Source organism: Mucilaginibacter ginsenosidivorax (assembly GCF_007971525.1).
GTDB classification, from domain to species: domain Bacteria; phylum Bacteroidota; class Bacteroidia; order Sphingobacteriales; family Sphingobacteriaceae; genus Mucilaginibacter; species Mucilaginibacter ginsenosidivorax.
The window spans coordinates 213,869-228,385 of record NZ_CP042437.1; the positions used below are offsets into that span (position 1 = coordinate 213,869).

Consider the following 14,517-nt stretch of genomic DNA (forward strand, 5'->3'; position numbering starts at 1 on the left):
ATGGCGGTAAACAAAAAAAGACGCATGTGATGCGTCTCTACAAAAAATGAATTAAAACAACCAGGCAGCTACCCTGCTGTTTCCATTTCTTTAACTTCATTTGGGCGGCCGTTTTTGAAGGCTTTGCGTGGTGTAAGGCCAAGCAGTTCAAACATAGCCATATCTGTATCAAATGACGGGTTTGGTGTGGTCAAAAGCTTTTCGCCTGCAAAAATAGAGCTGGCACCTGCCATAAAACAAAAGGCTTGCTCAACAGTACTCATTTCGGTACGGCCGGCAGATAGACGGACAATTGAACGTGGCATAATAATACGGGCAGTAGCAATCATCCTTACCATATCCCAGATAGGTACGCGGGGCTGATCGGCCAGTGGTGTACCGGCTATGGGCACCAAAGCATTGATAGGTACCGATTCCGGGTGTTTGGGAAGGTTTGACAATGTTTTCAGCATCGAGATCCTGTCTTCAACAGTTTCGCCCAAACCAACTATACCGCCACTGCAAACTGTAATTTTTGCTTTGCGTACGTTTTTAAGGGTATTTAACCTGTCGTCATAAGTGCGGGTGGTGATAATACGTTTATAATCTTCTTCAGAAGTATCCAAATTATGGTTATAAGCATACAGGCCTGCATCTGCCAATCGTTGCGCCTGACTCTCGGTAAGCATGCCCAGTGTGCAGCATACCTCCATATCAAGGCTATTAACAGCCTTTACCATATCAATCACTTTATCAAAATCGCGGTTATCGCGTACTTCGCGCCAGGCAGCACCCATACATAAACGTGATGCGCCACCGGCTTTTGCTTTTTCGGCAGCAGCTATAACCTCATCTTTAGGCATCATGGCATGTACATCTACACCAGTATTATAACGGGCAGCCTGCGGGCAGTAAGCGCAATCCTCAGAGCAGCCACCGGTTTTAATTGAAATCAGCGAACTGATCTGTACTTCGGCGTAATCTTTATTTTCGCGGTGCACGGTTGCCGCGCGGTAAACCAGGTCGAGTAATGGGGTATGGTATATTTCAGCTATTTCTTCTTTTGTCCAGTCGTATCTTACTTCAGTCATATCTCAAATTTTGATGGTTCAAATTTATAATAATATCGCGTAAAACACCAGCTACACTCAATGCTTCAACAAAAGCTTGGTAGCCAGGTATAAGGGCAATAAAAATCCGGCGCAATCGGTAAAAGTTGTAATAATGATAGATGACGCTACCGCCGGATCAATCCCCACCCTTTTTAATACCAGTGGTATAGATGCACCGGTAATACCGGCAATAATGAGGTTACCTGTCATGGCCAAAAACAAAACCAGGCCAAGCATAGGGTTGGCATCATAAAACAGCGCAATGCAAAAAACAACCAATCCGTTGGCTGCACCGTTAAGCATACCTACTAAAAATTCTTTTAAAACCGTATTATAGGCCTGGCTATCGGTAAGGTTACTTAACGATATACGCCTTACGGTTACCGCAAGGGCCTGCGTGGCCGCATTACCGCCCATACCAGCTATAATGGTCATATAAGCGGCAATGCCTTTCACCTGGGAAACGGTATCGTCAAAATGCCTGATCACTGACGCAGCCAGGTAAGCAGTGGCCAGGTTAATAACCAGCCATGGCAAACGACTTTTTACGGCATCTTTCCAGTTACCGCTCAACTCTTCGTCTTCAGATACACCCGAAATCTTTAATATATCTTCGGTATTTTCCTGCTCCATTACGTCGATGATATCATCAACAGTAACCCGGCCAAGCAATTTCATATGGTCATCCACAACCGGGATGGTTGTTAAATTGTATTGCGATATCAGGCGGGCAACCTCTTCCTGGTCAAGCTCGGCCCTTACATATACCGGGTCGCGTTTTACCAGGTCGCTCACTTTGGCATCCGCATGGGCTTTTATAACATCTTTTATAGATAGGATGCCCTGTAAAGTATCGGCATCGTCAACCACGTAAATGGTATAAAACTCCTCCATCTCTTCCGATTGGCGAATGATCTCGTCCAGTGCCTCTTTTTTATCCAGCCGGATATTTACTTTGATGAGTTCGGAGTTCATCAAACCGCCGGCAGTATCTTCGGCATAGTTCAAAAGCGCACGGATGCTGCTGGCATCATCGGCGTCAATATCTTCTAATATCTCCTGCTGCTCATCTTCATCAAGCTGGGATATGATGTCGGTTGCATCGTCATAATCCAGTTCTTCAACTATCTCGGTTCTTTTTTCAGGATGAAGGTTAAGGAGCAGCTCACCGGGGCTGTGCTCCTCATCCATTTCGGATAAAACTTCCGATGCAACGTCAGTCGGCAGGATATTGATGATCCTTTCCTTATCCTCCTGCTCAAGCTGTTCAAACAATAAAGCAATCTCCGAGGCGTGATATTCCTTCAGAACTTTCTCTAATTCAGCATCATCGGCCTCAAGAGCCGTTTTAATGCGGAGCAGATCGGTTTTATCTAAGTCAAAAGATTGCATATGCGACGAAAATAAGCATTTACGCCGCAATTACGACATTAAAATGAGGTTAAATCGGCATTAAACCTAACCAACAGGTTGACCGCCGGTGGATGACCTACAAACTATAATCATACTTCACCTTTAGCCCGGCTACCTTTCCTAATTTACCCAAAACCTGCTCTACCTGCATTTTGCGGATAGACAACTGGATGCTGCAATCGTTATCAAACTGCTGTTCAAGCACCAGCAGATTTTCGTCTTTGATAATACGCATCACATCATTCATCTGCAGGTAATCAAACTTAATGGTGTAAATATCATTCACTGTTTTTTGGATGATGACGGCCAGCTTCAGGGCTTCTTCTGTAGCTACCTTGTAGGCGTTAATTAACCCCGGTACCCCAAGCAGTGTACCGCCAAAATAACGCACTACAACCACCAGTATATTGGTAACATCTTTTGACAGTAGGATATTTAATATTGGCCGGCCGGCGGTGCCCGATGGTTCTCCGTCGTCGTTCACCCGGTAAACAGACCTATCGGTACCCAGGCGCATGGCCCAGCAATGGTGATTAGCTTTAGGGTGTTCCGCTTTTAATTTGGCTACGATATCTTTAATATCATTATCGGAGCTGATAGGATAAGCAAACCCCAGGAACTTGCTGCCCCTATCACGGAATATACTTTCGGTTGGTTTTTCGATGGTTTGATAGGTATCGTCAAAAAGCATTTGAAAAATTTTGTAAAGGCGCAAAGGTACCGTTTTTACCTACCATGTTTATTGTTCAGCCTCAAGTTTGCATAGAGGCATTAACTAACCAAAGCTTACTTTATTTTAAACCAGCTAATATTGTCCTAAAAATATCCATGTCTGTCACATTTGATTATTTTTATCATATGAAAACCTTATATATTTTTCTCTTTTCAATTTTCTTTTTCGGCAAAGCTTTCGCGCAGGCCACGCCGGCAGCCAAAGACACCATATTAAAAGGCAGTATTGAAAAAAACTGTCCCGGCGGATTTGCAGTGTTTGATGATTATATAAAGAGCATTACACGTCCTCCTGCAGTTATGGTCGAGCATAAAAAAGAAGGTTGTGTGAGGGTTGCATTTATTATTGAGCCCGACAGTACGGTGACCAACATCCACGCGACGACAAAGCTTGGCTATCAAATGGAAGATGAAGCCATAAGATCGATAAAAATGTCGAGTGGGTGGATACCATCCACTATTGACGGAAAAAATGTTCGTACCTCAATGGAAGTGGGCGTTCAGTACAACAGGCTGGCGAAAAATATGATAAGCATTGAAGGTAAAATTGTGGAATAAACCCTCCGGTAACTTACAAGTGTAAAAAGCCTAACGTTTGCGGAAAGTAGATAACAACAATAGCCAGCACCGCAACCAGCAGCCCTATTTTGTTGAGGGTGCTTAATTTCTCTTTAAATATAATCATCCCGATAAGTGCGCCTACAACAATAACGCCGATATTCATTGATGAAAATACCGATGATGGATTATTTGCCAACGCTTTGTGCGCTTTCAGATAAAAAAGGATATTACCAAAATTAAACAAACCCAATACCCAACCAATGAGGATATGCGGCCAGGAGAAGCGCATTTTTTTTGTGGCTACCTGGTAAATAAGCCCGATAAACGATAACGCAAACGCCAGTATAAAAATGACAAAAATGGCAGTTGTAAAAGGCACATTATTAACCTTGGTAATTTGCTTTAACAATACATCGATAACGCCAAAACCCAGGAAAACGATAAGCAGGTAAACCCATGAACCTTTTTCTGCTTCTTTGCTGCTATTAACCCTCCCGCGTGATTTTTGCCATGGGATAGAACATAAAATGGCTATAAACGCCAGTATGATTCCAATTATTTTTACAGGGGTTGATGCTTCGCCAAAAAGCAAAAATGCGGCTATAATGGGGATAAACAGGGAGAAACGTTGTGCTACATCCGTACGTACAATGCCGGCCTTACGCACCGAGGTTGCCATAACGATAAACAAGGCCGGAAATAAAACCCCAAGCGCGATATAATTATAAACCGGCGACTGGCTTAAGTTGGTAAGCGATGGCCTGTAAAAAAACCAGGTAAGCAGGATAGCCATTGAATAATTCCAGGTGACAGCCTGGTAAACATCAATATGATACCGCCTGGCCAGCTTAAGCATAACCGACACAATAACACTACAACAGATACTTAAAAAAACAAATAGCATAATTGGCGGTGCGTAGCAGAGTCAAGAATCAAGAGTCAAGAATTAAGACTTTTTTGCTTCAGGCGAAGTGATCGGTTGAAAATTACAACCTGATTTTTAGCTGTCTCATGTTTTTCCTGTCTTGATTCTTGACTCTTATTTTTAATTCTTATTGGTTGTATAACGTTTGTAAACGATCGTCTTCAATAAATGATTCGGCGGCAAGTATACCTGTTATTTGTGGTGATTTTATCCCTTTTGACAAAACAGTTTTGCCGGTAAAAATGCGGGCCTCATCCCAAAGGCCAGCATCAATAAACACCTGCAGGGTATGCGCGCCCCCTTCAATGATTACCGATTGAATATCCTGCAAATATAATTGGTACAAAATGTATTGCGGCACATAGCGGTCAAAATCCTCCAATGCAATATACTTGTTTTTTCCGTCGGCGTTAAATTCTATTTCATTAAAAATCAGTGTTTCAACAGATTGATCAAATACATTAGCCTCTTTACTAAGTTCCAGCCTCCTGTCTATCACCGCCCTTTTGGGCGATCTTCCCTCCCAATACCGTACGTTTAGTTGCGGGTTATCAATGGCAACGGTATTTTTCCCTACCAGAATAGCATCCTCCTCGCTGCGCCATTTATGTACCAATTTGCGCGCCTGGGTGCCCGTTATCCAAAGCTGGCTACCATCAGCAGGCGCAAAAAAGCCATCATTGGTTTGCGCCCATTTTAATATAATGTATGGCCGGTGCTTTTGTACTTTGGTAAAAAACCGGCGGTTAAGCCACTGGCATTCTTTTTCCAGTACGCCGGTTATCACCTCAATACCGGCTGTTTTTAGTTTTTCAATTCCCTTACCGTCAACCTGGGCAAAAGGGTCGCGGGTGCCAACAACCACCAGGGGAATTTGATGTTCAATAATCAAATCGGCACAAGGCGGTGTTTTACCGTAATGCGCGCAGGGTTCTAATGAAACATATATGGTTGATTGCTTTAACAGTTCGGCAGCGTTATCAAACGCGGCTGTTACCTGCGCAATAGCATTCACTTCGGCATGGGCCTGGCCATATTTTTGGTGATAACCCTCGCCTATTATTTTGCCTTCATGAACAACTACCGCGCCTACCATCGGGTTCGGGCTTACCTGCCCGGCGCCAAGCCGGGCAAGTTCAAGGCAGCGCTGCATAAAAATTTCATGTTGAACCATGCTGCAAAAGTAGCTTTTATGTTACTTTGTTGCATGATTACCATAAAGGATGTTTTTGAAGATTACAAACAGCTGAACAAAGTATATGAGGCTAACGAGGTAGAGTCGCTTACTTTATTAACCATCAGCCAGGTAACCAACCTGTCAAAAGCATCTATTAAAGCATTTCCGGAACGGGAGCTAAACGACGAACAAGCCCAAAAACTAACAAGTATTGTTGCGGAACTAATAACCGGCAAGCCCATTCAATATATTTTAGGTGTTACCGAGTTTTATGGGCTGCCATTTAAAGTAAATCCCAATGTGCTTATTCCCCGCCCCGAAACCGAAGAACTGGTAGAGTGGATATTATCTGTGGCCGGTGGTCTGTGGCCAGTGGCCGGTGCTGAGTTGCCGGTTAGCGGCGGGCAGTTTACAGGTATGATATTGGATATTGGTACCGGGAGCGGCTGTATTGCTATCAGTCTGAAAAAGAATTTACCCCGGGCTCAGGTGTCGGCAATTGATATATCCGAAGGAGCATTACAGATCGCCAAAGAAAATGCGGATTTAAATGATGTTAGTGTGCAATTTATCCGGGCCGATATTTTAGACGTAGCAACCGCTCACAACTCACAACTCGCAACTCACTACTCACCACTCACTACTCACCAAATCATTGTCAGTAACCCGCCTTACGTAACGCTGGACGATAAAAAACAAATGCACACCAACGTAACCGATTTTGAGCCGCATACCGCATTATTTGTACCTCAGGACGATCCGCTGTTGTTTTACAGGGCTATTGCCGATTTTGCTTCGGGTAATTTAACCGTGGGCGGCTATTTATTTTTTGAGATTAATGAAAGTTTGGGCAACGAAACTGTTGAATTATTACGCGACAAACATTTTACCGATATTGAGCTACGACAAGACATGAGCGGTCGCGACAGGATGATTGGTTGCAGATGGAATGCTACTCATCCTTAACCACCATGCCCTGGTAATTGTAGTAATTAAAATAAAAGAACAGGTAAGCCACCGCAAGGTTAAGCGGTATCAATACCCAAAGCAGGTGAAACATAATTACCCAAAACAACACAATAAACAAGGCCAGTATCCATTGAATATATTTATCCATATTTAAGCCAAACCAGTAAAGCATGCAATGAAAAAGCATGGCTATACTTAAACCGGCCAGTAATAATTCCACAGCCATTAAAGGGATAAAACGGTTAAACAGCCAAACGCTTTCGGGTATCAGCATAAAAAAATAAACACCTGCAAAATTCAGGAACAGCCTGAACCTGCTATAAGGCAGGTTGCGCGAAAAACTTAAGCGGGTTTCTTCAAACCTGTGCGCCTCAAATATTAATACCACATGCGCTGTTATAACGGCCAGGATGGCTATCCCCGCCAGCCGCAAATCATTCTTCACATCGGCAAATAAATAAAAAACACCGGTTATAATTAACCACGACAATGCTTTGGTAACAAAGTACTGCACTTTCAGCTTATCAAAAACATAATAGATGTACAGGCTAAAGTATGGCTTGCGCCATTTGCTGCTCAGCTTTAGCAGAAATGATTGGCTGCTACCGTCAACCAGCCGGTTTAATATCCGTGTATATATTAGTGCGCTGCACCAAATCATGACCACTAAAAACAAGATCATTGCGGCGGGCAGCAGGTAGTAATGATGCACCATACCTACGCAAACAGCTATTATAGCGTAAATAATAACCGGACTTAAAATGATTGCTTGTGTACAGGCCCAGCTTTTTAATTGATGGTTGCGGCTTAGCGCGTTGCTGCTGTAAAACAAAAACTGCTTTTCGGGTGCAAGTAATTGTACAGAAACGTAATGCCAGCTTTTAAAAACGTATAACAGCCAACCGCCAACAACCACCAGGAGCATAACAGGGCTGCTGCACATGGCTAACATTAGCGATTCATGATAGCTGATGAGCATATTGCCGGGCACACAACCAACCAAAATAAAAAATGCAAAAAACAATATGGGCGCGTGCACCTGGTAAAAACCAAAAGCAAATATCTTTACCAACACATTGCTTAACGGCTGCTTCATTATGCTATTGACTTTAAGGTTTGCTCTTCAACCAGCAACTCGCCCGCTTTGGGCAACTCATCAAGTTCAAGCGTTTGGTGCGATGAAAGCAGAAAGCTGGTACCTTGTTGAAGATGCCGCTCGGCAATCCAGCTGTTTAAAATTTTTAAGGATGCGGTATCAATGGTAATAAGCGGCTCATCTAATAAAATCAGTTTAGGATTGCCCAGAAACGCCAACACCAGCGACAATTTTTTGAGCATCCCGCTGGAGTAAGTCCCCACGGGCTGGCCAACGTAGCTTTGCATTTGCATGGTATCTATATAATGCTGCTCCTGCCCTGCCGGGGCATTTTTTGCCTGGGCAAAAAGGGCAATCATTTCCTTGCCAGTCAAAAATTCGGGGAAAACAGGTTCCGCTTCCGCAAAGTTTACCAGTTTGCGGTAAGCTACCGGTTGCTTTTTTATGCTGACGGCGTTATCCAACAAAATATCACCATCAAAAGATAAAATGCCGGCGATGGATTTCAGGAGTGTGCTTTTACCGGATCCGTTAACTCCCTTTATCCAATAAACGCCGGAATTGATGGTAAATCCATCTATTTTAAGGGCGGGGAAACCGCCGTATAGTTTCTTGAATTTTATGAATTGCAGCATTGTTGGTTTGATGGTAAAAAGGTTGGCTTTGTTACATACTCAAAAAAAAAGACGCATGTGATGCGTCTTTTTTTTTGATCATCATTAATCAGCAAAATATCCCCTAATCACTTAAACTACAAATTAATGGTAGCCCGATTTTTCAATATTATAAATATTCTCCAATGTACTATTGAAATTGAATTGCCATGTGTAAGTTTCGATACCGCCAGTTCCGTTTTTTACCCTAAAAGTGTGAATAAGACTAAAACCTGAAAACTTATGTTTTTCAGCTCTAATTATTTTATTGTATTGGTCATGATCGTTAGAGATTTCAAGTAACTCATCAGCCATCTTTTTAACTCCGGGATTTATAAATAGCGAATCCAATTGAGTATAATCTACTGATTCATACGAATCAGGATCATTTAAGTTATGTTTCATGTATTTTTCAACAAGCTCATGAGCTTTCTGTTCATTGGAGACCGGGAAACTACTGCAACTGATAAAAAAATCATAGTAACTGCTAATAAGAAAAGTCTATTCATAATTGTGTAAGGCGCTATAAAATAATTGAAATAAAAGAACGCTTAGTTTTTTAATAGTTAAAGAACTGCATCTATCAGCGTTCCGTAAAATTCGCCCAGATCCATGCCTGCTGCCCTTACCTGTTGTGGGATAAGGCTGGCTGCCGACTGACCGGGTGTGGTATTTATCTCAATAAAATAAAAGTCGTTAGTTCCTTCCAGCAAAATAAAATCGACCCTTACCATGCCTTTGCAATTAAGGCGGATATAAACTTCGGTTACAATATCGGCTATCAGATCAACCTGCGCGGGCGGCAAATCTGCCGGTGTTATCTCTTTGGTTACGCCCGATGTGTATTTGGCTTCGTAATCAAAAAAGTCCTTAGTGGTCAAAATCTCTGTTGCGGGCAGCACGGTGATTTTACCATTCAACCGGGCTATGCCTATACTAAACTCACGGCCTTTAATAAATTCCTCTACCAGTATCTGCTCATCTTCATGGAAGGCCTTTTTTAAAGCATCGGGCAAGCCGGCAACATTATAAACCTTGCTCATGCCTACGCTGCTACCCCCATTATTGGGTTTGATGAACAACGGAAACTTAAGCGTGGCAGCAATTATCGCCACATCGTGCATGTCCTTTTCAAACAGGCGCATGGAATGGGCCGTATGCAGGCCATGTATGCCATTCACTATGGTTTTAGTGTAAGCCTTGTTCATGGTGATAGCCGATGTAGTAGCATCGCAGGTATTGTAGGGTATGCCCAGCATATCCAGGTAGCCTTGAATCTTACCATCTTCGCCGGGAGTGCCGTGTATGGTAATAAAAGCAAAATCAAATTTTATTTTTTCGCCATCCAGGGTAATACTGAAATCGTTTTTATCAACATCAACCACACCGTGGCCTGCTTCATGAATCCACCTGTCGCGGTTTACATAAATGGTATAAACTTTATATTTTGAGGCATCAAGGCTGGCGGCAATATTTTTGGCGCTGTTTACAGATACTTCATACTCACCGGTAAAGCCACCGGCCAAAAGGGCTATGTTTTTCATTTGATTTCGGATGTCGAATGTTCGATTTCGGATTTATTATTTTTCAACAATCAAGTGTGTTGATTTTCGATTTCCAAAGTAAGAATAATACTCTTGAATTTGCCAAACTGAAATATAAATTATCAATTTCAAATTCCTTAAATCCGAATTCCCAAATCCGAATTCCGAAATTATCACTATGTTTGATACTTATTTGACTGTAATTATCCCTACGCATACCAATGAGCAAATTTGGTCTTTATTTAAAAACAAAATCATTCCGTTATAACCTTTTAGGTGCAATTGTTACAGTAGTTGTAGTTGTTTTAATTGCTTTTTATAGCCTGGGATATTACACTAACCATGGCTCCGGGATACCTGTACCAAAGCTTAAAGGCGAGAAAATTGATCGCGCTATGGCGTTATTAAAAGAGCAGGGCTTTGGCTATAAAATAGATTCGGTTTATGTTGAGGATGTTGAGCCGGGAACCATTGTAGAACAAGACCCAGATGCCGGAACCAATGTAAAAGAAGGCCGAGTTATTTATTTAACCATGGTTACATTACAGGCACCGCCGGTGGCTTTGCCCGACCTGGAACAGGCCAGTTACCGCGAAGCAACGGCTACCCTATCCAACTATGGCTTAAAAATTGGCGATACCACTTACCGGTCGGATATTGCCCGCGATCGTATACTCGAAGTACGCTTTGGTGGCGTAGTTATTAAAACGGGCTACAAACTACCTAAAGGATCGAAAGTAGACCTGGTTTTGGGCGATGGCGCAGGAGCAAGCGAGGTAGCCATTCCCGAACTGATTAACCTTGATTTGGATGCGGCACGTTTTGCTATTAAAGGCGCAGGATTAACAATGGGCACAATAACTTACCAGGGTTCCATAACCGACTCGACCAATGTGGTTGTAACCGCACAATACCCCATGAGAACCGACTCGTTGAGTAAAACCAGCATAGGTACACGCATGAACATTACTGTTTCACAAGGTGCAAAAACAAATGCAGCCCCAACAAATTAATGCAACCGAATTACTTGCCCGGATAAACCAGGGCGAACAACTTCACTTGATAGATGTACGTGAGGCTATTGAATATCACACCTATAACATCGGCGGGGTTAATATTCCGCTGGGTGCTCTTGCAGGCAAGATAAATAACCTGGATTACAACAAAACCGATGAATTAATCGTTATCTGCAAGGTTGGCCTACGCAGCGAAACCGCTCAAACACTATTACTGCAAAACGGTTATCACAACGTTAAAAACTTAACTGGCGGATTGATTGCCATTCAAAAAATCAGACACTAATTAGAACTAATTAAAGCGAATTGCACGAATTGAATTAATGGAAAAAATACAGATCTGACGGGTTATAATCTACCTCATAAAAATCAAATAAATTATCACCTTAGTTTTCTAATTCATTTAATCAGGCAACATTAGTGAAATTAGTGTGATAAAAACTAAACAATTACCATTTATAGCTAATTTATCATGACTGAGAAAAAGTCAAAATCAGGACCATTTAAAAAATTTATTATCGCATTTGTAATTGTGATTATTATCATATTGGCAGGCGTTGGTGTAAACTATTACTATAAATATTTTGGCCCCAATGTAACCGCCAAACAGGAGTACTTATATATACATACCGGCGCAACCTATGCCGACGTAATTAAAACCGTACAGAATGAAGGTATGGTTAAAGATACCGTTACTTTTAACTGGGCGGCTGTAAACATGAACTATACACACCGGGTTAAACCGGGAAGGTACCACCTGCACGAAGGCATGAGCAACCGTAAGCTCATTAATATGCTGGCATCCGGCACACAGGAGCCTGTACAACTGGAGTTTCATGGTTTAAGGCAGAAGGAGCAATTTGCCGGTTTTGTTTCCAAAAAAATCGAGCCCGATTCGGTATCAATCATCAACTTGCTGGATTCATCAAGCTACGTGGCCAAATATGGTTTTACTACAGATAATGTGTATACCATGTTTATGCCCAACTCCTACCAAATGTACTGGAATACATCGCCCGATAAATTCTTTAAAAAGATGTATGCCAACTACCAAAAATTCTGGACACCAGAGCGTAAACGGAAGGCTGCTGCCCTTAACCTGTCGCAACAGGAAGTATCTGTTTTAGCCTCGGTAGTTGATGCCGAAGCGTTGCATGACGATGAAATGCCGGCCATTGCAGGCTTATACCTTAACCGCCTTAAAAAAGGCATGAAACTGGAAGCCGACCCTACCGTAATTTTTGCTTTAAATGATTTCACGATCAAGCGGGTATTGAACAGGTACCTGTCATACAATTCGCCTTATAACACTTACCTGCATACAGGTTTGCCTCCCGGTCCTATCATGATGCCATCCGTAAATGCAGTAAACGCTGTGCTCGATCATCAAAACAACGATTACATATACATGTGCGCCAAAGCCGATTTTTCGGGCTATCATGCGTTTGCAGACAACGTTGCCGACCATTTAGTAAATGCCCATGCTTTTCAGAAAGCGCTTAACGAACGCAACATTAAAAGGTAATGCTTGAACATACCACCAAAATACGGGTGCGGTACGGCGAAACCGACCAGATGGGCTATATGTACTACGGCAACTACGCCGAATTTTATGAAGTTGGCCGTGTAGAAATGCTGCGCAGCCTTGGCTTAACTTATAGCGGCATGGAGCAGTCGGGCATTATGATGCCTGTGCTGGAGCTTAAATGCAAGTACCTGAAACCGGCTTTGTACGATGAAGAAATAAGCGTGAAAGTAATTATGGATAAAATGCCCGGCATCCGTATCCATTTCCGGTACGACCTAAGTAATGAAAAAGGTGAGCTGATTAATACCGGCGAAACTTTACTGGTTTTCATCAACATGAAAACAAACCGCCCCTGCCTGCCACCGCAGGATTTTATAGATAAATTATTGCCTTTTTTTGAGTAAATTTGGTTAGATGAGATGGCTTCACCACTTTTTGCTGCGCTTTAGTTTTTATCAGTACATTATCGAGTGGACAAAATATATCATTATACCGGGTTTTCGCCCGCTGCCTTTATATACTGTTATTGATTTCTTCATCAAAGAGATCACCAAAACTTCATTAACTAACCGGGCATATGCGCTGGCCTATAGTTTTATGTTGGCTATATTCCCTGCAACAATCTTTTTATTTACGCTTATCCCCTATATCCACATAAAAAACTTCCAGGGTACGTTATTAACCATTTTGGCTTCAGTAATGCCCACAAATGCTTATTTAGCCTTCAGGGAGACGCTTATCGATATCATCAAGAATCAAAACGGCAAGTTGTTATCATTTGGTTTTTTATCAACCATGTATTTTGCTACCAACGGCGTAATCAACCTGATGAAAGCCTTCAACAAATCATCGTTAATTATTGACAGGCGAACCTGGCTCAAACGGCGGCTGGTTGCTACCGGCATTACCATAGCCATCAGCATGGCGCTTTTTATTTCGATAGCCATTATGATTGCCGGGCAGGCCGTTATCCATTGGATTCAATTGCATGTTAATAAAGAAAGTCATTTCTGGATCTACCCTGTTATGCTGTTCCGATGGATCATGATCATCATCATTATTTTTGTAAGCATAGCCTGGCTGTACCGCTACGGCCCCGCCCACAAAAAGCGATGGAATTTTATAACCCCTGGCTCGGTACTGGCCACTGCGCTGGCGGTGCTTACCTCTCTTGGATTTTCCTATTACATCAACAATTTTTCGTCGTATAACAAGGTTTACGGATCAATCGGGACACTGATTGTGGTGATGCTTTGGATGTATATAAACTCGCTTATTTTGCTCATCGGGTTTGAATTAAACGCGTCGGTTGAGCTTTCAAAACGCAGTTTAAGGGTGGTAAAACCTCGTTTTAACAGCTTCAGGCAGAAAAAAGCCGACCATTTTAAAAATTAATTACCTGTCTATCAAAAACTTAAAGCGATATGTTAAGAAATTGAAAAAAAATCATTTCGATACTTGTCAATCCGCCCGGGATTTGTACTTTTGTCCCCGGAGAGCTGGCAGAGTGGTCGATTGCGGCAGTCTTGAAAACTGTTGAACTGTGAAAGGTTCCTGGGGTTCGAATCCCTAGCTCTCCGCTGATTACATTAACAAAAGTCAAAAAAGCCCTTTAATTGCGAAATTAAGGGGTTTTTTCTTTTACATACCTACCAAAACTCGCAAATAAACGCAAAACTCTAATGCGTCATTCGTAGCGTCTTTTCAAAATCGCACTAAAAAACAAAAAGACGCTACGAATGGCTTATAACCATTTGAAATACAGCATGTTCGAGACACGCGCATCTTGTTAAAAAGTGGCTAAAACGTAAT

The 14,517-nt window shown here is 42.3% G+C and carries 16 protein-coding genes and 1 tRNA gene; 8 read left to right on the forward strand and 9 right to left on the reverse strand.

Features of this window, described 5'->3' with window-relative positions:
• Positions 1-68: 68 nt before the first annotated feature.
• The 3 genes from bioB to FSB76_RS00845 all read right to left on the reverse strand — a co-directional run bounded on the left by bioB (position 69) and on the right by FSB76_RS00845 (position 3,195).
• Positions 69-1,070: a biotin synthase BioB gene (gene bioB, locus FSB76_RS00835; protein WP_147051720.1), complete on the reverse strand. Its 1,002-nt coding sequence runs from the start codon at positions 1,068-1,070 to the stop codon at positions 69-71.
• A gap of 57 nt (positions 1,071-1,127) precedes the next feature.
• Positions 1,128-2,483, reverse strand: coding sequence for a magnesium transporter (gene mgtE / locus FSB76_RS00840; protein ID WP_147051721.1), 1,356 nt, complete (start codon positions 2,481-2,483; stop codon positions 1,128-1,130).
• Between the two features lie 97 nt (positions 2,484-2,580).
• The gene (locus tag FSB76_RS00845; protein WP_147051722.1) at positions 2,581-3,195 is read right to left on the reverse strand and encodes an IMPACT family protein; all 615 of its coding nucleotides are present in this window, start codon (positions 3,193-3,195) and stop codon (positions 2,581-2,583) included.
• 44 nt (positions 3,196-3,239) lie between these two features.
• On the opposite strand from FSB76_RS00845, the gene FSB76_RS00850 reads away from it, so the two are divergent.
• Positions 3,240-3,794 (forward strand): energy transducer TonB, encoded by a 555-nt coding sequence (locus FSB76_RS00850; RefSeq protein WP_147051723.1) that lies wholly within the window; start codon positions 3,240-3,242, stop codon positions 3,792-3,794.
• 13 nt (positions 3,795-3,807) lie between these two features.
• Here the strand turns inward: FSB76_RS00850 and FSB76_RS00855 are convergent, their stop codons facing one another.
• Positions 3,808-4,701 (reverse strand): EamA family transporter, encoded by an 894-nt coding sequence (locus FSB76_RS00855; RefSeq protein ID WP_147051724.1) that lies wholly within the window; start codon positions 4,699-4,701, stop codon positions 3,808-3,810.
• Between the two features lie 148 nt (positions 4,702-4,849).
• Positions 4,850-5,896, reverse strand: coding sequence for a bifunctional diaminohydroxyphosphoribosylaminopyrimidine deaminase/5-amino-6-(5-phosphoribosylamino)uracil reductase RibD (gene ribD, locus FSB76_RS00860; protein ID WP_147051725.1), 1,047 nt, complete (start codon positions 5,894-5,896; stop codon positions 4,850-4,852).
• 33 nt (positions 5,897-5,929) lie between these two features.
• On the opposite strand from ribD, the gene prmC reads away from it, so the two are divergent.
• A complete protein-coding gene (gene prmC / locus FSB76_RS00865; RefSeq protein WP_147051726.1) occupies positions 5,930-6,865 on the forward strand; it encodes a peptide chain release factor N(5)-glutamine methyltransferase in 936 nt (311 codons plus the stop codon).
• Here prmC and FSB76_RS00870 read toward each other — a convergent pair.
• The 4 genes from FSB76_RS00870 to FSB76_RS00885 all read right to left on the reverse strand — a co-directional run bounded on the left by FSB76_RS00870 (position 6,852) and on the right by FSB76_RS00885 (position 10,161).
• Positions 6,852-7,964, reverse strand: coding sequence for a hypothetical protein (locus tag FSB76_RS00870; protein ID WP_147051727.1), 1,113 nt, complete (start codon positions 7,962-7,964; stop codon positions 6,852-6,854). The two genes, prmC and FSB76_RS00870, sit on opposite strands and share 14 nt — an antisense overlap.
• Positions 7,964-8,599: an ABC transporter ATP-binding protein gene (locus FSB76_RS00875; protein WP_147051728.1), complete on the reverse strand. Its 636-nt coding sequence runs from the start codon at positions 8,597-8,599 to the stop codon at positions 7,964-7,966. The genes FSB76_RS00870 and FSB76_RS00875 overlap by 1 nt, the downstream gene beginning before the upstream one ends.
• A gap of 123 nt (positions 8,600-8,722) precedes the next feature.
• Positions 8,723-9,022 carry a hypothetical protein gene (locus tag FSB76_RS00880; protein WP_147051729.1) on the reverse strand — a complete coding sequence of 100 codons (300 nt, stop codon included), beginning with the start codon at positions 9,020-9,022 and terminating at the stop codon, positions 8,723-8,725.
• A 161-nt stretch (positions 9,023-9,183) separates the two neighbouring features.
• The gene (locus FSB76_RS00885) at positions 9,184-10,161 is read right to left on the reverse strand and encodes a D-alanine--D-alanine ligase (protein WP_147051730.1); all 978 of its coding nucleotides are present in this window, start codon (positions 10,159-10,161) and stop codon (positions 9,184-9,186) included.
• Positions 10,162-10,382: 221 nt separating this feature from the next.
• Between FSB76_RS00885 and FSB76_RS00890 the strand changes: the two genes are divergently transcribed.
• The 6 genes from FSB76_RS00890 (at position 10,383) to FSB76_RS31955 (ending at position 14,285) form a co-directional block, all read left to right on the forward strand.
• A complete protein-coding gene (locus tag FSB76_RS00890; protein WP_147051731.1) occupies positions 10,383-11,174 on the forward strand; it encodes a PASTA domain-containing protein in 792 nt (263 codons plus the stop codon).
• Complete coding sequence (locus FSB76_RS00895; protein ID WP_147051733.1) at positions 11,155-11,463, forward strand: rhodanese-like domain-containing protein; 309 nt, start codon at positions 11,155-11,157, stop codon at positions 11,461-11,463. Before FSB76_RS00890 ends, FSB76_RS00895 begins: the two co-directional genes overlap by 20 nt.
• A gap of 186 nt (positions 11,464-11,649) precedes the next feature.
• On the forward strand, positions 11,650-12,702 hold the full coding sequence (gene mltG, locus FSB76_RS00900) for an endolytic transglycosylase MltG (protein WP_147051734.1): 1,053 nt from the start codon (positions 11,650-11,652) through the stop codon (positions 12,700-12,702).
• Positions 12,702-13,109, forward strand: coding sequence for an acyl-CoA thioesterase (locus tag FSB76_RS00905; protein ID WP_147051735.1), 408 nt, complete (start codon positions 12,702-12,704; stop codon positions 13,107-13,109). The genes mltG and FSB76_RS00905 overlap by 1 nt, the downstream gene beginning before the upstream one ends.
• Before the next feature lie 10 nt (positions 13,110-13,119).
• On the forward strand, positions 13,120-14,100 hold the full coding sequence (locus FSB76_RS00910) for a YihY/virulence factor BrkB family protein (RefSeq protein WP_147051736.1): 981 nt from the start codon (positions 13,120-13,122) through the stop codon (positions 14,098-14,100).
• Between the two features lie 98 nt (positions 14,101-14,198).
• Positions 14,199-14,285: transfer RNA gene (locus tag FSB76_RS31955), tRNA-Ser, on the forward strand.
• The last annotated feature ends 232 nt before the right edge of the window (positions 14,286-14,517 follow it).